The following is a 20,706-nucleotide window of genomic DNA, read 5'->3' as shown; positions in this document are numbered from 1 at the left end:
GTCTGTACTGTATTATATTCAGCAAAACATAATAGTTGCTGTTTCAATTTTTTTATCTCACTATTTACAGGCGCGCGATTGGTATGAAATCATTAAAACCAACTAAACTTCATCACAAATAAGCTACCGCCTATACACGGTAGCTATTATGGAACATTATATTTCCTTTTATATATGTTACTTAAAATCGAATAAGGTAATTGCTCATAACGAATTTTTTCTCCCGTTACATCTACAATATACAAATTGTTTCCTATATAATAGGTTCCATCTTTTCGTTTTGAATACACTGTATATTTTTCAATTGGCAATACCGTTTTTACTTTCGTCAATTGTCCATTTGGTTCTTGCCAATATATATTTACACGATCTACTAACGTAAGCATTCCAATTTGTTCTTCTTCTACTTTACGACCATTCCAACTCACAACCCGATAACCAAGCTTATACGCTTCATATTCGGGACTCGTATGAAAACGAGAAATAATTACTTTCGTCTGTAATTGTACCCGGTCGTATAACCATTGTATGTCCCGATCGTGCATGCGAATACAACCATTCGACTCCCTGCTTCCAATCGTCCATTCCCGATTTGTTCCATGAATTGCATATTCCTTTTTATCTAGACCTAACCACCTCGTACCGAGAGGGTTATTCGGAGCACCCCCAGCTATTTTTTTACGATGGTATTCTTTATTTTTATATTTAGTTATAATACAAAAATTACCCTCAGGCGTCGGGGTCCTGTCTTTTCCTGTCGTTATCGGAAATGTCTTAGTATAGTTTCCATCTTCAAAAAAAGACAGCTGATTCGTCGTAAGGTTAACTAATATTAAATGATCTGTATTAGCAAAAACGCTAGTTGGCAGGCAGAAAAATAGGATTGCGATAAACCATACTTTCTTCATCTAAATCCTCCCTAGCACTAACATCATAATAAAGTGAAACTTTACTCGTTGGGGGATTTTGTCCATCCCCACTGAGGATTAGCCTTCACCAATCGAGCATTTACGGACATTTATCTCCCACCTAACTTCCTTGTATTCACCGAATTGTTAGGTAGGAGTCTTACTGCCCGCAAATAGCGTGATAAATACAATTAACTTTACTTTGCTCTTATAAATGAAAACTATCCATTCACAATTACTCCACCATTTACATGCATCATCTGTCCCGTTACATATGCCGAATCACTAGACGCTAAATATACATATGCAGGCGCTAATTCATACGGCTGACCAGGCCTTTGCATAGGAACATTACTCCCAAACTGTGATACTTTTTTCTCATCAAAACTGGATGGAATAAGCGGTGTCCAAATTGGGCCTGGTGCAACACCATTTACACGAATTCCCTTTTGTACTAACGACTGAGATAGCGATCTTGTAAAAGCGACAATCGCTCCTTTCGTTGCAGAATAATCAATCAACGTTTCATTTCCTTCATACGCAACGATAGATGCCGTGTTTATAATTACATCACCTTGTTTTAAATGAGAGAGTGCTGCTTTTGTAACATGAAAATAAGAAAAAATATTAATACGGAACGTTTTTTCTAACTGTTCCGCTGTAATATACTCTAGCCCTTGCTGCGGATATTGCTGTGCGACGTTATTCACAAGAACATTTAAACTCCCCAGCTGCCGGGCGGTCTCTTCCACAATATCTTTACATTGTTGTTCCTTACTTAAATCCCCCGGCAGTAATACACAATTCACGCCTTCTTTCTCAACAAGTTGTTTCGTCTCATTCGCATCTTCGTCCTCATCTAAATAAGCAATCGCAATATTTGCTCCCTCTTTTGCAAAAGCGATGGAAACAGCTCTCCCAATCCCACTATCTCCCCCTGTAATTAATACATTCTTTCCTTTTAACTTTTCGCTTCCTTTATAATTAGGATCTTCAAACTTTGGAAGAGGATTCATTAACGATTCAATACCAGGCTGTTTATTTTGATGCTGCGCTGGCATCGTTAAAAAGTTTTTTTGCTGTGGCATAACTTCCTTCAACTCCTTTCCCCTTATAATGTGCACAATAATAAAAACTACTTACACATTAAAAAACCGCAATTCACACGCAATTTTACGGTTAACATTCGAATTTAAGACATAAAATATGAGTTGTTCTAAAGTTTTTATGCAAAACTATTGCAAAATAGATAAAAAACGAATATTATATATAACTGTTGTGGAAATTATTCGTAAAAAGAAAGGATGTTTATATGTTTAACCTTTCAAAACATAAAACTTCTATTAAAACTGAAATTATGGCAGGTATTATTACCTTTTTAACAATGGCATATATCATTGTCGTAAACCCTGTCATCCTTGGGGATGCAGGCGTTCCATTTGAACAAGCATTTACAGCTACAATTATCGCTGCTGTTGTCGGAACATTATTTATGGCAATCTTTACAAACTTACCAATCGCAATTGCACCGGGTATGGGATTAAATGCTTACTTCTCTTATTCTGTTGTAAAAGCTCATGAAGGCATGACTTTCGCGATTGCATTCTCTGCTGTATTCGTAGCAGGTATGATTTTAATTTTGTTATCATTCACATCATTCCGTACAAAATTAATGGAAGTAATTCCTGAAAACTTAAAACATGCACTTACTGCTGGTATCGGTCTTTTTATTGCTTTTATCGGTTTGCGCTTAACGGGAATTGTTACAAAAAATGATGCAAACTTAGTTGGGCTTGGCGATCTTCACTCTGCTCCAGTTCTACTAGCATTAGCTGGCCTTGGAATTACAATTATCCTTATGTCTTTAAATATAAACGGGGCACTATTTATCGGAATGTTATTAACTGGTATTATTGCTTACTTCACAGGTCAATTAACATTCTCAAGCGGCGTTACATCAATGCCTGGATTACCAGAAGGAATTATCGTTTCAAATCCAATTACTGCTGTATCTGATGTAATTAACTACGGATTATACGGCGTTGTGTTCTCATTCTTCCTTGTTACACTATTTGATACAACAGGTACACTACTTGGCGTTGCACAACAAGGTGGATTTATGAAAGATGGAAAGCTTCCAAAAGCAGGACGAGCTCTTCTATCTGACTCATTCTCAGCAACAATTGGAGCTATGTTCGGAACAACACCATCAACAGCTTACATTGAATCATCTGCTGGTGTTGCAGCTGGTGGTCGTACTGGTTTAACAACTGTTACAGTAGCTGTTCTATTTGCATTAGCAGCATTCTTCGGACCGTTAGTGAGCGCTGTTTCTGGCGTTTCAGCTATTACAGCACCATCACTAATTATCGTTGGTAGTCTTATGATGGGCTCAGTTCGCCACATCGATTGGGATACATTCGATGAAGCATTCCCAGCATTTTTAGTAATCTTAAGCATGCCACTTACATCAAGTATCTCAACAGGTATTGCACTTGGATTTATTTCATACCCACTTATGAAAGTGGCAAAAGGACAATTCCGTGCTGTTCACCCACTTGTGTATTTATTCGGGATCTTGTTCGCTTATCAATTAGTTTTCTTACCACATTAAAATCCCTCGTAAAGAGGGATTTTTTATTTACAAAAAAACATTTGACAACAGCATACACTTATGGAATAATTCGAAATAGTTAAATATTCGATGTCTTATCAAGAGCAGGTGGAGGGATGAGCCCTACGAAGCCCGGCAACCGACCCATTTATGGGCACGGTGCTAATTCTTACAACACATTGTGTTGAAAGATAAGAGTAATATGATAAGACGTCTTTTCTATATGAAAAGACGTTTTTATTTTCACTCCCTCCTCTCTTTTCTTAATTTAGGAGGGATTTTTTCATGAAAAAATTATGTTCCACCGTACTCATTATTCTCTTACTCGCATTAACAGCTTGCACAAATGAACAAGATGCCATCTCTTCACAAAAGCAACAAACGGTGAAGAAAGAAGCTACTACAGCAGCAAATCATTTACAAACAGAAATTCCAAGCCAAGTAAAAAATCCATTAAAAATCGCATTAATTATGCAAATGTCTATCGGAACTTTTTCCTCTCAATATATTGAGGGTGTCAAAAAACAAGTCGAGCTATTCGGCGGCAGTGTGCAAGTCTACAATTCTGATAATGATTTAGCAAAAATGGCAGCAAATCTAGATACTGCTATTAATTCAAAAGTTGATGGTATTTTAATTGATCACGGTCGCTCTGAAGCACTAAAACCCGGAGTAGAAAAAGCATTACAAGCGAATATTCCTGTAGTTGCATTTGATAACGACCTACGCTTACCAGGCGTAACGATTATTGATCAAGATGACTATAGTCTTGCATGGAAATCATTAAAAACGTTAGCGGAAGATCTGAATGGACAAGGGAATATCGCCGTCGTATGGGTTGGCGGATTTGCTCCAATGGAACGTCGCAATGTTATCATTGATGCTTTTTATAAACGTTATCCAAATATAAAAGAAGTTGCACGCTTTGGTACCGCTAGTAATAACACACCACTTGATACGCAAACACAAGTAGAGGCTTTACTAAAAAAATATCCGAAAAAAGGTGATTTACAAGCTATTTTCGCTTCGTGGGATGAGTTTGCTAAGGGGGCCGTCAAAGCACTCGAACAAGCTGGTCGTACAGATATAAAAGTATACAGCATTGACTTAAGTAATGAAGATTTACAACTCATGCAAAAAGAAAATTCACCTTGGACTGCTACGGCTGCAACCGATCCAGCTGAAGTCGGTAAAGTTCAAGTGCGTTTCTTATACAAGAAAATCGCTGGTGAACAAACGCCAGATATTTATTCACTAGAACCTTATTTAGTAAAGAAAAATAGTTTGCCACAAGAAAATATAACGATGGATCAATTATCAAAACATATAAACGGTTGGGGAGACTCGAAAGATGCATATTCACCTTGGATGAAAAAATTAGAGAAGGAGAAAAAATGATGACATTCTCTCTTCAAAACATTACACATTCTTATCACATCTCTACCCCTGTACTAGAAAATGTTTCTATTAACATACAAAAAGGAAAAGTTCACGCTTTACTAGGAATGAATGGTGCAGGAAAAAGTACTTTACTAAAAATAGCAACTGGTGAAATTCAACCAGTTGCTGGGAATATAAAAATTGATAATCAGTCTATTTCCTTTACTTCACCACGCGATGCAAAAAAGCATGGTATTTCTTTCGTAACACAAGAAGTGGATCACGGACTTATTCCTGGATTATCTGTATTAGAAAATGTACTAATCGATCATTTAGCAATGCAAAATAAAGTACTATTTTCAAAGTCAAAATTAGTCTCACTCGCTAAACAACATTTGCAAACTGTACAGGCTGATTTAAATGTTTCGGAAGATGTTTCAAACTGCTCATTACATGAAAAACAATTACTTCTTATCGCAAGAGCTTTATCCAACAATACAAATTATCTTTTATTAGATGAGCCTACTTCTTCTCTTGGACCGAAAGAAGTTGAAACCTTCGGGCAACTATTAAAAGATTTAACATTGAAAGGAATTGGCATCATCTTAATTTCTCATCGTTTATCAGAGATTCGAAATTTCGCGGATGATGTAACCGTATTACATAACGGTAAAGTTGCAATTTCTGAAGCGATTACAAAGGTTACAGATCAACAAATTGTGGAAGCGATGACTGGAAAACAACTTACACTTCCTATTAATACAGCGCCAAAACGAGGGAACGAAGAATTATTTAAAGTACAAGAACTTCCATTACACAAAGACCATTCTCCTCTTTCTCTCACCGTACAGAAAGGTGAAACTGTTGTGATATACGGATTAATTGGCAGTGGCAAAACAACACTTGCTGAAACGTTATTTGGTACTCGTCATACTTATCACGCAGAAATAGATGGTCAAACAATAACAATTAAAACACCGCGAGATGCGATTAAAGCAAAGATCGCACTTGTACCAGAGGAAAGAAGAAAACAAGGCGTATTTCTTTCGGAAGATATTATAAGCCACACTAATTTACACCAATCAGGTTGGAGACGAAAGCAAACCGAAGTAAATAATGCTACTACAGCAATTTCTTCTTTCAGCATTTCACCCAATGACCCAAAAGCATTTATTCATTCACTTAGCGGTGGAAACCAGCAAAAAGTCTCCATTGCAAAGTGGCATGGATTCAAACCGAATCTATTTCTTTTGGACGAGCCAACTAAAGGTGTAGACATAGCTGCAAAACAAGACATTTTTCAATTCATTCGTAACATTACTGAAAACGGAAGTTCCGTAATTTACTTCACAGGAGAACAAGATGAAGCACTACATATCGCTGATCGCATTCTTATACTCGCAAACGGAGAATTTGTAGGTGAATACTTACCAGACGAACTATCTCCTGAACAGCTTTTACATTTATCTGAAGGGAGTTATTCCATTGAATCTCGTTCATAAAACAAAAACTAAGAAACTATATTTACCTACTCATCTTTTTTATCAATTTAGTACGATTGCTATCATTATAGGTGTTACAATTTTCTTCTCTATCGTCAACGATTCTTTTTTAACATACAACAATATTAGTGATATTTTACGTTCCATTTCTATCGTAACGTTACTTGCAATTGGTGTTACCTTTACATTAATTGTAGATGGATTTGATTTATCAGTCGGCTCTACCGCTAGTTTAGCAACCATTGCCGCTGCTTCCTGTCTCATTTTATATCGACAAGAACTATTAGTCACACTCCTTGTTCCTATTCTTTGTGGGCTATTAGTTGGATTATTAAATGCACTACTCGTTATCCGAATTAAACTACCAGATTTACTAGCTACATTAAGTATCATGTATATCGTGAATGGACTACACTTAACATTTTCAAAAGGATCTTCTATTTATGAAGGAATGTCTGGTGCCAAAGGACATTTTATTCCATCCTTTTTATTTATCGGTCAAGGTTCTGTGTTAGGAATTCCAGTCCCTGTCATTATCATGCTTATCGTCGTTTTAATTGCATATGTATTTTTAGAAAAAACAACGTACGGTCGTTTCTTTTATATGACAGGTGGGAATCGAGAAGCTGCTAGACTAGCTGGTATTCCTACTGATCGTTACCGTGTATATGCTTATATGATTAGCGGTTTACTTGCCTCTATTGGCGGTATTATTCTATGTAGCCGCGTTGGAACAGGACAAGTTTCAGCTGGCGCCCCATTATTAATGGATGCAGTTGCAGCTGCCTATATCGGTTATGCAATGTTCGGTGCTAAGAAACCAAATGTCATCGGAACATTTCTTGGTTCCGTATTAATTGGAATCATATTAAACGGCCTTACAATGATGAACGTTCCTTATTATGCGCAAGATATCATTAAAGGCAGTATTTTAATTGCAGCTTTAGCCTTTTCATTTATTAAAAAGAAGCGTAAATAAAAAAGTAGCGCATCGAATTCCGATGCGCTACTTTCCTTTTGCAACAATCACACGAACTACTTTCAACGCAAAAAGCAAAAGACCGTTCGCTATTGCTGTAACACCTAAGAAGATTGCTATCATAAGCTCTCCCATTCCGTTATTAAATATAAAAATAATAGAAGAAATGAAAGCCAAAATAAACAATATGAACGCTGGTATATATTTAATAAAAGGCTTCTCAAATGATCTTTTAGAAAGAAGAAATGTAATTAACAATGTCATAATAAAAACAAAATATACCGCAAATAAAAAAGTCATATGAAAGCCTCCTCTACGACCAAACTACTTAAAAGAGGTTAGAAACCTTTAATATTTCTCATTTACCTGCAATTCTTTACTATACTTTTGAATGAACACTGATGAAATAACCATTACCATTCCTATACTAAAACCAATAAGCTGATCTAATAACATTTCATCATGAATGAACCAGCGCAGTAGAAATACGCCACCAAAAATAAGCAACATTGTAAATCCAGTATGTCTAAGCCCTTTATATACATTTTCCATATGTATCACCTCTCTACATACTTTTATCCATATTATACCATAATCCCAAAATGTATATAACCAACATTCGGTATTGAAACCAATAATAAAAAAGGCTGCAGAGAACTCCTTCTCCACAGCCTAATTATTATTTTTGCAAAAACGCCTGTAAATCTGCAAATTGTCTCTTTGCATCTTCATAGCCTTGCTCATATAAACTTTGTAATTTAGCCGTATCCTTTTCCATACGATCTACTTGAAGCGGTACTTCTGGGCGAATAACAAATAAATTACCAGCTTGCTCTTCTTTTTCAATGTAGTGAAGTGTTTCATTATACACTTCATAACGATTCAGCATCGTATTTACAAGGTTTGGATACTTCTTATAAGCCTTTGCTGCAATCCAACCAAATTTTGATTTTTTCTTCGCGTAACCATGATTTCTCGTCAAAATAACGACTGATTTTTCAAATCCATCTTCCTGTGCTTTACGAACTGGAATCGGATCTGAAATCCCGCCATCTAACAATTGCTTACCTCGGTAGTTTACTGCCGGTGCAATGAAAGGTAATGAACTAGATGCTTGCAATAAATTTAGTGCATCATCATTCGTTCCCTCTTTTTCAAAATAAACAGACTGTCCTGTTTCACAATCAGTTGTTCCTACAAGGAAACGCTCTGGACTATTAAAGTATGTTTCAAAATCAAACGGTACATGCTTTTCTGGAATTTCATGAAAAATGAATTCCATATCAAATAGCTGACGTTTTTTCCACAAGTTTTTATACGATAAATACTGCGGATGTGATGCATAATCAATATTTACTGTTTTATTTCTATTTCTTTGTCTGGAAAGATACGACGCTGCATGACAAGCACCAGCTGATACACCAATTACATATGGAAAATATAAATCTTGTTCCATAAAATATTCTAATATCCCGCCCGTATATACACCACGCATACCGCCGCCTTCTAATACTAACCCCGTATTTTCAAGCATGTTATTCTCTCCTCTTTATATATATTGACTCTTTAATTATTCACTTTGTTAAGTATCTTCCTCTATTATATATGAGTTTTTTTAGAAATTATATTCAAAAGGCTTGAAATAAAGGAGTTTTTTTCTTCCAATTATATTTCCAAATGTTTGGAGACATCCTTTATAAACCTTTGAATAAAATCTTGCTCTTCTTCCGTATATCCATCTAACAGTAGCAGCCACTTTTCTTCAGCTTGTTTATGCAATTTATCATGAGCTTTATATATTTCATTTCCGCTTTCCGTTAAGCGAAAGAAAATTTCTTTTTGATTATCTAACATTTGCATCTTCTCAACGAATTGCTTTTGAAACAACTTTGTACAAATTTTAGAGATTGCACCCTTCGTCATTCCCATTTCTGTCGTAATAGCCGTTACATTCATAAGACCCTTTTTTCCGATACACTCGATAACATGTAACTCAGATAAAGACATACCGCTTACACCTGTCTCACGAAGAAACTTCTCATTATTTCCTTTCAACTGCTCTTCTTTTTTATGAAAAAGTGTACGAATATCCGAAAGTATTTCCATTTGTTTCGCTGTACGTTCCAATCCGTTCGCCTCCTAAGTTTCCAAAGAAACAATTTAACTATATACCATTTTAAAATCATTTCCCCATCTTTACAAGTGAGAAAATCATGTTAAAATGAATTTAGTTTCTAAGGAAACTAAATAACAAGGAGGTTAGCATTATGGAAAAAACCAAACTGAATTTCATTTTATATGTTGTCTGTACGAGTGCCTTACTCGGTTCCTTCTCTCAAAATATTTACACACCGATCTTACCGATGATTCAAAATTCGTTTCATACTTCTCTTTATCTTGTAAATTTAACAGTTTCACTTTTCACATTCGTTCTTGCGATTATGCAGCTCATATACGGACCTTTAATTGATACAAAGGGAAGAAAATCTGTCCTTATCCCTAGTTTAATCATTAGTACAATCGGCTCAATTGGTTGTGCTTTCTCACCAAACATTTACTTATTTCTATTTTTTAGAGCTGTTCAAGCTATAGGAATAGCGGCTATACCTGTAGTTGCAGCAACGATTATCGGTGATTTATTTGAAGGAAAAGAACGCGGAGAAGCGATGAGCCTTTATCAAATGTTACTTGCTCTCGCACCTGCAATCGGTCCTCTCATAGGTGGCTATCTCGGCAGTATAAATGGCCACTTATCTGTATTTCTTTTTTTATCTACAATTGGCATCATCTTATTAATTATAAACATTTCACTACTTCCAGAAACAAAACCAAATGTAATTGAGAAACCTAAAGCAAAAAAGAATTACTGGCTTATCTTAAAAAATAAAACTGGATTTTCCATTACACTTATTGGCTTTATTCAATTTTGTATATATTTCTGTTTCCTCGTTTTTTTACCTAGCATATTAACAAATATATTTCATCTAAGCGCAAGCGAAATTGGTCTTATGTTTGTACCGATGTCCCTTTCTCTTATGTTAGGAAGCTATTGCTACAAATTTTCGCAAAAACATTTCACAACAAAGCAGGCTTTATTCATCACTAGTTTCTTCAATATTATATGTGTCACTTTATTCTCTTTCACATATAGCATCAATATCCCATCCGTAATTATCGTTACCTCTTTATACGGTTTTAGTATGGGACTTTCTATACCGACTCACACTACTTTATTAACGGAAGAATTCGTACAAGAACGCGCAACTGCCATCGGTATGTACAACTTCATTCGCTATCTTGGTATGGGTACAGGGCCTATTGTAGGTGGGTTTCTTTTATTTAATCAAAATTACTTTTGGATTTTCTTCCTAGGGGCAATTATATTTCTACTTATAGTTTTACACGCAATGAAAATGCTACATTCCCATGCTGCACAAAGAGCTTAAGAGACCTATAGATGGTCTCTTAAGCTCTTTGATCAGCAACGATATGAATATCAATATACTTCGTTTGTCTCATAATTTCATTTACAATAGAACCTTTTCGTATTTCTTCCCACCGTGTTCTCGCCGATTGCCCGAGTAAAACTTGTGTCACCTGTAGTCTTTTTGCAACTTCAATAATAACATCAGCGGGCTTTCTTCCCTTTGCTTCTTCTAATACAAAGCTCGCATCAAATTGATTCGTTAGCGATTTCCATTCTTCAATCGTTTGCTTTTTGCCTGCTGAAATAGAATCTATATTTTCTCTTTCAACGTTTAACACATACAATTCAGCATTTAGCCGATCAGCCATGCGCCAACCTCTCCGTATTAATTTCTCTGCTGTTGAACTGTATTGTACACAAACGAGAATTTTTTCTTTCACACCGATCGGTTCTATTACTGTTTGGCTAATTTTCTCATCCATATCATCTGCAACTTCTCGAAGTGATAACTCTCTTAATGCCCCTAAATTATTTATCGTAAAGAAGTTTTGTAAGCTTTGTTGAATTTTTTCTTCCTTATATATCTTTCCATCTATTAATCTCTTCCGGAGTACCTCAGGTGTTGCATCAACAAGCTGAATTTCATTTGCTTTTTGTAAAATAAAGTCTGGAATACGCTCTCGTACCTTGACATTCGTAATTTGAGCTACAATATCATGAACACTTTCTAAATGTTGAATATTAAATGCTGATAATACAGATATACCGGCATCTAACAATTCCTGCACATCCATGTAACGTTTCTTATTTTTCGACCCGGGAATATTACTATGCGCAAGTTCATCCACAACAACAATTTGTGGTGCCCGCTTTATAATTCCTTCCACATCAAGCTCATAAAATCCCTTTCCTTTATAATCTATTTCTTTTAAAGGGACTTTTTCTAAATCAGCAATCGCTTCTTCTGTCTCTTCCCTACCATGTGTTTCAATTAAACCAATTACAATATCAATACCATCCTTTTTCATTTCTCTAGCATCATAGAGCATTTTATAACTTTTCCCTACTCCTGGTGCAGCCCCTACGTATAGCTTTAACTTTCCGCGATTTTGCTGCCGAATATATTCTAAATACTCTTCTGGCGTTCGCCTTTGAAACGTCGGTTTATAGTCATCCGCATACAAAACACTCACAACCTTTCTTTCGAAACAACGCTACCTCAATCCGTTAGATTGAGGTAGCACTGTTACTATTTCATTAATTTCTGCAATTCTAAATTTAACTTTAAGACGTTCACGCGATCTTCTCCAAACAAGCCGAGTGCAGCACCTTCCGTTTGATCCTTAATCAATTGATCTAGCTTTTCTTTCGGAATATTCGTTAATTTCGAGATGCGATCTACCTGTACGGAAGCCGCCTTCGGACTAATGTCAGGATCAAGCCCTGAACCTGAATTCGTCACTAAATCTATCGGTACTTCTGTAACTGGAACGGCCCGGTTTTGTTTCTTCCAGTCATCAATACTTTTCTCAACTCGTTTTGCTAAATCTGGATTAGACGGTGCATAGTTATTTGAACCAGATGCTTCTGCTTTATATTCTATACTAGAGACACGTCCATGAAAATAGCGTGGATCTGTGAAATTTTGACCGATTAATTTTGAACCAACTACTTCATCCTTATCATTATAGATAAGACTTCCATCCGCATTATCCTTCATTACCGCTTGCGCAATACCAGTTACAATAAGCGGGTATACAAGTCCGCACAAGACTAAGAACGTAAAAGTAATACGAATAATTGGTGAAAGTATACTTTGTTTTTCCGCCATCTTTTTTCCCCTCTTCCTTATATGAACAAGCCGACAATCATATCAATTACTTTGATTCCAATGAATGGAACGATCACTCCGCCAAGCCCATAAATGAGTAAGTTTCTGCTAAGCAATGCATTAGAACTCATTGGTTTATATGCGATACCTTTCATCGCTAGCGGAATAAGTAACGGAATAATAACCGCATTAAATATTAATGCTGATAAAATCGCTGAAAGTGGCGATGTTAATTTCATAATGTTCAATGCTTCCATTTGCGGAATTGCTAATGTAAACATCGCTGGAATGATTGCAAAGTATTTTGCTATATCGTTTGCAATACTAAACGTTGTTAACGCACCACGCGTCATTAACAATTGCTTACCGATTCCTACAACCTCAATAATTTTAGTTGGATTCGAATCTAAATCGATCATATTTGCTGCTTCTTTCGCAGCTGTCGTACCACTATTCATCGCTAACCCAACGTCAGCTTGCGCTAATGCCGGGGCATCATTTGTACCATCACCTGTCATCGCTACAAGTTTCCCTTTGTCTTGTTCTGCTTTAATAACCGCAATTTTATCTTCTGGTTTACACTCAGCAACGAATTCATCTACTCCTGCTTCCTTTGCAATTGTTGCTGCTGTTAACGGATTATCACCTGTACACATAACCGTTTTAATCCCCATTTGGCGCAATTGTTCAAAACGTTCACGCATACCAGGTTTCACTGTATCCTTTAAATATATTAAACCGTAAATACGATTGTCTACTGCAACTACAAGTGGTGTTCCGCCTTCTTTTGAAATTAAATCTGCTTTTTGATTCACATCCTTTGGAATCATCCCGCCTTGCGATTGAACCCATTCAATCACGGCACCAACAGCACCTTTTCTCACTTTCGTTCCATCCTGTAAATCAACACCGCTCATTCTTGTTTCTGCTTTAAATGGAACAAATTCACCTTGTTCTGTAATTTCTCTATTATATGATATAGATTTCGTTTGTACATATTCTATAACAGATCGACCTTCTGGTGTTTCATCTAAAACTGAGCTAATCGCAGCCCATTTTCCTACTTGCTCAATCGTTTCATTTCCTACTGGTAGCAGTGTATGTGCCATCCGGTTCCCGAAAGTAATCGTACCTGTTTTATCTAAAATAATCGTATTAATATCGCCCGCAGCTTCTACTGCTTTCCCTGACATCGCTAATACATTAAACTTTGTTACGCGGTCCATCCCAGCAATACCAATCGCTGATAATAACCCACCAATTGTCGTTGGAATTAAACAAACTAACAATGCTACAAGTACAGCTGTATCAATTTGAAACCCTAAATAGTTTGTAAAAATCGGCAACGTCACAACGACGATTAAGAAAATTAGAGTTAAACTCGTTAATACTGTATTTAAGGCAATTTCATTCGGCGTTTTTTGACGCGCAGCTCCTTCTACTAAAGAAATCATTTTATCAATAAATGATTCGCCAGGGTTACTCGTAATTACAATCGTAATCTCATCACTTACGACCATCGTACCGCCTGTTACTGAACAAAAATCACCACCTGCTTCTTTTATAACAGGAGCTGATTCCCCTGTAATTGCAGATTCATCGACAGACGCTAAACCTTTAATTACTTCACCATCATTTGGAATCATTTCTCCTTGTTTTACAATAACAACGTCACCTTTTCTCAGATCAGTTGCTGAAACTTGAACAATATCTCCATTTTCTTTTACAACATTTGCAAATACATCTTTCTTCGATTGTTTTAAAGAATCAGCTTGCGCTTTACCACGCCCTTCAGCTAAAGCTTCTGCAAAGTTAGCAAATAAAACTGTAAATAATAGAATGAGAGAAACTGTTATATTAAACCACCCTGGTACACTACTAGAACTACTTGGAAGAAAGGATAAAATTAACGTAATGATAAATCCAATTTCCACAACGAACATAATCGGATTCTTTATCATTACTTTCGGATTCAATTTCGCAAAGGATTGTTTCATCGCATGTGTCACGATATCACGATCCATCGTTTTTGCTTGTCTAACCTCATCTTCTACAGCATGTATTTGTGATTCATTTACTCTTTTTTCTTTTACTACTACCGGTCTCATCATTTCCCCTCCATTACTTCAATGTAAGAAATTCTGCAATTGGGCCAAGTACTAACATCGGGAAGAATGTTAACGCACCAACAATTACAATTGTTCCGATAAAGATCCCTCCAAATAAACCATTATCCGTACGGAATGTCCCGACTGTTTCTGGTACTACCGTCTTCTCTTTCAGTGAAGCTGCAACAGCTAGCATCGTAATTAAACTGAAATAGCGTCCTAAAAACATAACTAAACCAGTCGTAATATTCCAAAACGGTGTATTATCCCCCAATCCTTCAAATCCAGATCCGTTATTCGCAGCTGATGATGTATACTCATAAACAACTTGCGTTAAACCGTGGAAACCTGAATGAGAAATTGCATCCGTTCCTAAGCTTGTTGAAAGAGCTAATGCTGAAAACCCTAAAATAAGCAATGGATGAAATAAAATCGTTACCGCAATCAATTTCATTTCCTTACCTTCAATTTTCTTACCTAAAAACTCCGGTGTCCGTCCAACCATTAAACCAGATATAAAGACTGCAATAATTGCATACATAATAATGTTCACAAAACCTGCTCCAACACCGCCGTATACTGTATTTAACATCATATTTACGAGTGGAACTAGACCACCAATTGGTGTTAACGTATCATGCATCGTATTAACGGCCCCTGTTTCCGCAGCTGTCGTTACTGTCGCATAAAGGGAAGAAAATACTGTTCCAAATCGGACTTCTTTTCCTTCTGTACTTCCTTGTACATGTTCGATACCCATTCCATTTAACACTGGATTTCCATGTAATTCAGATGTCGTAATCGTTATAAATCCTAGTAAAAACACCATGAATAGTGACACGAAAAGGATACGACCTTGTTTTTTATTTCCTACCATTCGTCCGTACGTAAATGGAAGTGCTGTTGGCAATAACATCATAAGCATCATTTGCAAAATATTACTCATTTGCCCTGGATTTTCAAAAGGATGTGTAGAGTTTGCCCCGAAAAATCCACCGCCGTTATTTCCAAGTTCCTTAATTGAAACGAATGATGCAACTGGACCACGTAAAATACTTTGCTTCGCACCATCAATTGTTTGTGCCGTAACTGCCCCGTCTAACGTTTGTGGTACACCAAGTGCGACAAAGACCAACGCCGCAATAAATGCGATAGGAAGAAAAACTCTCGTTAATGCTCTCGTAAAATCAACGAAAAAGTTACCAAGTTCTTTTCCACCGAGCCCTCTTATAAATGCCATAACGAGCGCTAACGTCGTTGCTGGTGCCGCAAACATTAAAAATGTAATCCCGATTAATTGTGATAAATAAGATAAGCCATTTTCACCGCTATAATGCTGTAAGTTTGTATCAGCCATAAAACTAATTGCTGTATTAAAAGCGAGCGTAGGCTCCATCCCTTCAATATGCGCTGGATTTAATGGCAATACGCCTTGTAATCTGAAAATGAAATATACAACAACAATCATAAATCCATTGAGTAAAACTAATGATAATGCGTACTGTTTCCACGTTTGATTGTATGCTTTTACACCCGTAATTTTAAAAATAAGTTTTTCAAAAGGCCCGAATACTTTATCTAGCGTTTTACTACCTTGAAAGGCTTTCTCTAAATAAATTCCCGTTGGCTTTGCTACTAAAATAAACAAGAGCATTGTAATAACGACTGCAACCCAAATCATAATGAATGATTCCCCCTAATTAAAACTTTTCTGGATTTAATAATGCGTACACTAAGTACACCATAATCGCTGCAACAATAACCGATAAGGCAATCATCATGATTGCTTCCCTTCTTTCACAACTTTATCTGACCAACTTGCAAGACTTGCCATCGATGCGACTAACCCAACAAAAATACCGATCATTACAACATCTAACATAACTACCCCTCACTTTTGTTAAAATTTACCATCTAGTTATCAAAAAAAGAACACTAAGCTCTACTTAGTGTTCGAAACGAACAACACAAAGTAAACCTCCTCTCTAAACGCTTACGAGGTTAGCTGTCGGATTCGGGCCTAAAGAGTAGCCCTACTTTCAAAATTGAAAGATTCACCCCAAGTGACAATGCACAAAATTGGTTCCCCCGCTCCATTTCTGGAACTCAGCGATTTTAGGTTTTTTTGGAAATTTCATGAATGATTTATGAGAGTAAATATACTCCTCTATATTTAACTTGTAAAGAGGAGAATTTCTTAAAATACGAAAATATTCCGTCATTTAAGCGTTTACATTGAGTGTTATTAATATTTTTTCATCTGTTTTCTTGTCTTTTCTTTCTTTTTCATAAAAATGATCCTTTAAATATGAAATAAAAAGAGCGAATTACATGAAGTGCATAGCTTGTTGCACTCAGCATTCGCTCTTTTTTCATTCAACCTTTATTCTCCACGCAAAAAAGCACGCAAATTTCTCCCTCGAATATAAACTTGTGATAATTCTGCATGTAACTGCTCATATTCGGTAATATCCGTCTCTAAATACAAAACATCTTTTGATGGTAATATAATATATGGCCCTGGAAAAAGAGGATCGAGCACTACCAATTCGTGAACTCTCTCTACCGATATCGCCCAACGATTCGCTATATCTCCTAGTAACAACACTTTCATCTTCATTTCCCCCACCTTATTCAAAAAATAAAAAAGAAATATTATCACAGTTCGTAAACACTACAAATTTAGCTCCAATTGTTTCATAGAGCCTGGCCGGATATCGTTTATTCCTTGTAACAACAGTAATAGGCGCTTGAAAAGAAAAACGAATGCGTTCTGTGAAGAAACTAACTATCGGAAGCTCATCTCCTAGTAAAATCACCTTCTTAATATGCTCGCAAATACTAGTAAAATCCTGCTCCTTAGTACAGCTATAAGTCCAATCAAATCCACAATTTCTAACTTGATCTGCTATCTCTTCATTTGCTGTAAAAATAATTAACTCATGCTGAAATGCTGCTAGCTCTCTTAAACTCTTTACCTTATTTTCTTCTCCAACGCAAATAAGCGTTAATTCCATGTACCTCATCCTCCTTAGCATAAAAGAACTCAAACATAGATTGATATTCTCCTATACTAATCAGACCGACGAAGTGATATATCCATCATGGCACCGCCCTCTCTCAAGACGCTTACGAAGTTAGCTGTCGGATTCGGGCTTTGAGAGTAGCCCTACTTTCAAAATTGAAAGATTCACCCCTAGTGACGACGCACAAATTGGTTCCTCCGCTCCATACATTTGGACTCAGCGTATTACAAAAAATGTATTCTGGCTGATATATTACTCCTGTATTTGGAAAAAGTAAACAGAAAAAAAAGCCAGTTACAAAACTGGCTTTTCACTTACTTATGCACGCGCTTTATTCCATTTATACGCAAAATGATTCGTCGGCCCATGACCACTTCCAATATTCAACGGCTCTTCAATCGCTATGCTAATAAATTGTTTCGCCTCTTGAACTGCCTCTTCAATTGAATACCCTTTAGCAAGTCCTGCTGTAACTGCAGACGCAAATGTACACCCGCTTCCGTGCGTTTGCTTCGAAGGAATTCGCTCGCTTCTAAATTCAATAAACTCTTCTCCATCGAAGAGTAAATCAATTACTTCATTACCTTGATATTCTGCATGTCCGCCCTTCATAAGCACATATTTAGCACCTAATTCGTGCAATACTTTTGCAGCTTCCTTACTATCTTCTACATTATGAATCTCCATTCCAGTTAACACTTCTGCTTCAGGAACATTCGGTGTTACAACAGTTGCTACTGGCAATAAATATTCTTTTAATGCTTGTACTGCTTCTTGTTGTAATAATGACGCACCGCCTTTAGCAATCATAACAGGATCTAGCACAATATTATTCCAGCCAAATTTCTTAATATGCTCTGCCACAATTTGAATAATTTCACTACTAAATAACATTCCCAGTTTTACAGCATCTGGTGTTAAATCCGTACCAATTGAATTCAGCTGTTCCGTAATTCCTTCTAAAGAAACAGGATATACCCCTTGAACGCCAAGCGTATTTTGAGCAGTAATTGCTGTAATAGCCGTCATTCCATACACACCAAGCTCTTGGAAAGTTTTTAAATCTGCTTGAATTCCAGCGCCGCCTCCGCTATCAGATCCTGCAATTGTTAAAGCTTTATTCACTTTCATCCCACTCATCCTTTTCTACCCAAAATAGCGATGATAAATTGTTTTCGCTTCACTTATATCTTTTGTTCCATGCACAAGTACACGACCATCTTTGAAGGCAACTAATCTCTTTTCTCCAACAGAAAAGGATAATAAATATGGATTTATATTTAAATCAGTCACACGATCATTCAGCAATTTTTTATATTGTTCAAAATCCATTTCCTCTTTATGAGGTGGTCTAATTTGAACTGTATTTCTCCCGCATAAAACGGCTGTTTTTGAAGTGTTTTCTTTATTCAAATACGGGTATAATGCGTTCTCACCGCACGATAGACAATTATGCTTACGAAGCTTTTGCACATTCATACATGAATATTCATTTTTCCATACATCAAATGATACAAGCCCATCTCGAAGCGAGTCATAATCTTCTACTAACAGTTTAAGTGTTTCCGTTACTTGATGAGAAACGACAAGAGATACAGCAGGTGATATAATCCCCGCTGTGTCACATGTCGCTCCGCCAAGTGGAATCGATTGTAATAAACAAGATAAACATGGCGTTTTGCCTGGAAGAATAGTATAAGACAGACCGTAACTTCCTACACATGCCCCGTAAACCCATGGAATAGAATATTTTTGCGCTACATCATTCACAATGAAACGCGTTTCGAAATTATCAGTCGCATCGATGATTACATCAACATTTGTAACGAGTTCTTCTAATTCTTCAGCCGTTACATCTTGCACGAGAGCTTCTACTCTTACTTCACTATTAATCTCTTCTAGACGTTTTTTTGCCGCCACAGCCTTCGGAAGGTTATTCTCTACATCACACTCTGCATACAATTGCTGCCTTTGTAAATTACTCCAATCTACATAATCGCGGTCAACAATTGTTACCTTACCAACGCCTGCCCTTACAAACATCTCTGCATTTGCACTACCTAATGCACCTGCACCGATAATAAGTACATGCTTTTCTCCTAGCTTTTGTTGCCCTTCTTCCCCAATTGGAGAAAATAGTTCTTGGCGAGAATATCGATTATTCAACTACGCTCATTCCTTCTAAAGGACTACTTGCTGTCGCGCAGCGCTTGCGTGCAATACGACCTGCTTCAAAACCTAAACGACCTGCCTCAATACTTAATTTCATTGCTTGTGCCATCTTAATAGGATCTTTTGCTCCCGACACAGCTGTATTCAATAACACACCATCCGCTCCTAATTCCATCGCAAATGCCGCATCAGCTGGGCTACCAATACCTGCGTCAACGATAACTGGTACTGTCGCTTGTTCAATAATGAAGCTTAAATTTAATGGATTTACAATACCAAGTCCTGATCCAATTGGTGATGCTCCTGGCATAATCGCATGCACACCAAGTTCTTGTAGTTTGCGTGCTAATACAACATCATCAGATGTGTAAGGAAGAACGATAAATCCTTCTTCTAGTAACATTTCAGATGCCTTTAACGTTTCTACTGGATCAGGTAATAACGTTCTATCATCACCAATAACTTCTACTTTTATCATGTCACAAAGTCCAAAAGCTTTTGCTAATTTTGCAATACGAACAGCTTCTTCAGCATTTTTTGCTCCTGCTGTATTCGGTAGTAACGTATATTTTTTCACATCAAGTTTCTCTAATAAATTAGGCTGCTTCGCATCAAATATATCCATACGACGTACTGCGAATGTTAAAATCTCAGCCTCAGAAACATCAATTGCCTTTTGCTGCACATCAAAATCAGGGAATTTCCCTGTTCCTAATAAAAGTCTAGAATGAAATGAAAATTGTCCAATGTTTAACATAA

The 20,706-nt window shown here is 36.7% G+C and carries 22 protein-coding genes and 3 riboswitches; of the genes, 5 read left to right on the top strand and 17 right to left on the bottom strand.

Annotated elements, in window-relative coordinates; translation table 11 throughout:
* Positions 1-146: 146 nt before the first annotated feature.
* Together QCI77_RS04015 and QCI77_RS04010 are read right to left on the bottom strand one after the other, a co-directional pair.
* Positions 147-908 (bottom strand): L,D-transpeptidase, encoded by a 762-nt coding sequence (locus tag QCI77_RS04015; protein ID WP_353824533.1) that lies wholly within the window; start codon positions 906-908, stop codon positions 147-149.
* 221 nt (positions 909-1,129) lie between these two features.
* Positions 1,130-1,996, bottom strand: a complete 867-nt coding sequence (locus tag QCI77_RS04010; RefSeq protein ID WP_353824532.1) for an SDR family oxidoreductase — start codon at positions 1,994-1,996, stop codon at positions 1,130-1,132.
* Positions 1,997-2,220: 224 nt separating this feature from the next.
* Here QCI77_RS04010 and QCI77_RS04005 point away from each other — a divergent pair, with 224 nt between their 5' ends.
* The 4 genes from QCI77_RS04005 to QCI77_RS03990 all read left to right on the top strand — a co-directional run bounded on the left by QCI77_RS04005 (position 2,221) and on the right by QCI77_RS03990 (position 7,383).
* Positions 2,221-3,522, top strand: a complete 1,302-nt coding sequence (locus QCI77_RS04005; protein ID WP_002029878.1) for an NCS2 family permease — start codon at positions 2,221-2,223, stop codon at positions 3,520-3,522.
* Positions 3,523-3,614: 92 nt separating this feature from the next.
* Positions 3,615-3,720: riboswitch (SAM riboswitch) on the top strand.
* An 87-nt stretch (positions 3,721-3,807) separates the two neighbouring features.
* The gene (locus QCI77_RS04000) at positions 3,808-4,920 is read left to right on the top strand and encodes a sugar ABC transporter substrate-binding protein (protein WP_002134502.1); all 1,113 of its coding nucleotides are present in this window, start codon (positions 3,808-3,810) and stop codon (positions 4,918-4,920) included.
* Positions 4,917-6,404 carry a sugar ABC transporter ATP-binding protein gene (locus tag QCI77_RS03995; protein ID WP_353824531.1) on the top strand — a complete coding sequence of 496 codons (1,488 nt, stop codon included), beginning with the start codon at positions 4,917-4,919 and terminating at the stop codon, positions 6,402-6,404. Before QCI77_RS04000 ends, QCI77_RS03995 begins: the two co-directional genes overlap by 4 nt.
* Positions 6,388-7,383, top strand: coding sequence for an ABC transporter permease (locus tag QCI77_RS03990; RefSeq protein WP_001054974.1), 996 nt, complete (start codon positions 6,388-6,390; stop codon positions 7,381-7,383). Before QCI77_RS03995 ends, QCI77_RS03990 begins: the two co-directional genes overlap by 17 nt.
* Positions 7,384-7,410: 27 nt before the next feature.
* Here QCI77_RS03990 and QCI77_RS03985 read toward each other — a convergent pair whose 3' ends face one another.
* From QCI77_RS03985 to QCI77_RS03970, 4 genes are all read right to left on the bottom strand, one after another.
* A complete protein-coding gene (locus QCI77_RS03985; protein WP_000143386.1) occupies positions 7,411-7,683 on the bottom strand; it encodes a hypothetical protein in 273 nt (90 codons plus the stop codon).
* 48 nt (positions 7,684-7,731) lie between these two features.
* Positions 7,732-7,935 carry a hypothetical protein gene (locus tag QCI77_RS03980; protein ID WP_000432819.1) on the bottom strand — a complete coding sequence of 68 codons (204 nt, stop codon included), beginning with the start codon at positions 7,933-7,935 and terminating at the stop codon, positions 7,732-7,734.
* 127 nt (positions 7,936-8,062) lie between these two features.
* Complete coding sequence (locus QCI77_RS03975; protein ID WP_044444609.1) at positions 8,063-8,917, bottom strand: patatin-like phospholipase family protein; 855 nt, start codon at positions 8,915-8,917, stop codon at positions 8,063-8,065.
* Positions 8,918-9,048: 131 nt separating this feature from the next.
* A complete protein-coding gene (locus tag QCI77_RS03970) occupies positions 9,049-9,489 on the bottom strand; it encodes a MarR family transcriptional regulator (protein WP_407707245.1) in 441 nt (146 codons plus the stop codon).
* Positions 9,490-9,650: 161 nt separating this feature from the next.
* On the opposite strand from QCI77_RS03970, the gene QCI77_RS03965 reads away from it, so the two are divergent.
* Entirely contained in the window at positions 9,651-10,829 is a 1,179-nt protein-coding gene (locus QCI77_RS03965) for an MFS transporter (protein WP_060749979.1), read from the top strand.
* 19 nt (positions 10,830-10,848) lie between these two features.
* Here the strand turns inward: QCI77_RS03965 and kdpDN are convergent, their stop codons facing one another.
* The 11 genes from kdpDN to thiG form a co-directional block, all read right to left on the bottom strand.
* Positions 10,849-12,003: a KdpD-like non-kinase potassium sensor gene (gene kdpDN / locus QCI77_RS03960; protein WP_148706553.1), complete on the bottom strand. Its 1,155-nt coding sequence runs from the start codon at positions 12,001-12,003 to the stop codon at positions 10,849-10,851.
* Positions 12,004-12,059: 56 nt separating this feature from the next.
* The gene (kdpC, locus tag QCI77_RS03955; protein WP_060749977.1) at positions 12,060-12,641 is read right to left on the bottom strand and encodes a K(+)-transporting ATPase subunit C; all 582 of its coding nucleotides are present in this window, start codon (positions 12,639-12,641) and stop codon (positions 12,060-12,062) included.
* Positions 12,642-12,658: 17 nt separating this feature from the next.
* Positions 12,659-14,749, bottom strand: a complete 2,091-nt coding sequence (gene kdpB, locus QCI77_RS03950; protein WP_353824530.1) for a potassium-transporting ATPase subunit KdpB — start codon at positions 14,747-14,749, stop codon at positions 12,659-12,661.
* Positions 14,750-14,762: 13 nt separating this feature from the next.
* Positions 14,763-16,430 (bottom strand): potassium-transporting ATPase subunit KdpA, encoded by a 1,668-nt coding sequence (gene kdpA, locus QCI77_RS03945; protein WP_353824529.1) that lies wholly within the window; start codon positions 16,428-16,430, stop codon positions 14,763-14,765.
* A 19-nt stretch (positions 16,431-16,449) separates the two neighbouring features.
* Positions 16,450-16,527 carry a K(+)-transporting ATPase subunit F gene (gene kdpF, locus QCI77_RS03940; RefSeq protein ID WP_353825755.1) on the bottom strand — a complete coding sequence of 26 codons (78 nt, stop codon included), beginning with the start codon at positions 16,525-16,527 and terminating at the stop codon, positions 16,450-16,452.
* Positions 16,527-16,631, bottom strand: coding sequence for a SipW-dependent-type signal peptide-containing protein (locus tag QCI77_RS03935; protein ID WP_000887888.1), 105 nt, complete (start codon positions 16,629-16,631; stop codon positions 16,527-16,529). The genes kdpF and QCI77_RS03935 overlap by 1 nt, the downstream gene beginning before the upstream one ends.
* Before the next feature lie 94 nt (positions 16,632-16,725).
* Positions 16,726-16,871: riboswitch (cyclic di-AMP (ydaO/yuaA leader) on the bottom strand.
* A 261-nt stretch (positions 16,872-17,132) separates the two neighbouring features.
* A complete protein-coding gene (locus QCI77_RS03930; protein ID WP_061675212.1) occupies positions 17,133-17,363 on the bottom strand; it encodes a hypothetical protein in 231 nt (76 codons plus the stop codon).
* Positions 17,364-17,379: 16 nt separating this feature from the next.
* Positions 17,380-17,766, bottom strand: coding sequence for a hypothetical protein (locus QCI77_RS03925; RefSeq protein WP_060749973.1), 387 nt, complete (start codon positions 17,764-17,766; stop codon positions 17,380-17,382).
* 93 nt (positions 17,767-17,859) lie between these two features.
* Positions 17,860-18,007: riboswitch (cyclic di-AMP (ydaO/yuaA leader) on the bottom strand.
* 86 nt (positions 18,008-18,093) lie between these two features.
* Complete coding sequence (gene thiD / locus QCI77_RS03920) at positions 18,094-18,915, bottom strand: bifunctional hydroxymethylpyrimidine kinase/phosphomethylpyrimidine kinase (protein WP_353824528.1); 822 nt, start codon at positions 18,913-18,915, stop codon at positions 18,094-18,096.
* A 6-nt stretch (positions 18,916-18,921) separates the two neighbouring features.
* Positions 18,922-19,941: a thiazole biosynthesis adenylyltransferase ThiF gene (locus QCI77_RS03915; protein WP_353824526.1), complete on the bottom strand. Its 1,020-nt coding sequence runs from the start codon at positions 19,939-19,941 to the stop codon at positions 18,922-18,924.
* On the bottom strand, positions 19,934-20,704 hold the full coding sequence (gene thiG, locus QCI77_RS03910; protein WP_353824525.1) for a thiazole synthase: 771 nt from the start codon (positions 20,702-20,704) through the stop codon (positions 19,934-19,936). Before thiG ends, QCI77_RS03915 begins: the two co-directional genes overlap by 8 nt.
* Between the last annotated feature and the right edge of the window lie 2 nt (positions 20,705-20,706).

Origin of the sequence: Bacillus cereus group sp. MG9 (assembly GCF_040459995.1) — a bacterium.
Taxonomy (GTDB): Bacteria; Bacillota; Bacilli; order Bacillales; family Bacillaceae_G; genus Bacillus_A; species Bacillus_A mycoides.
This window is presented reverse-complemented; position numbering and strand designations above follow the sequence as displayed.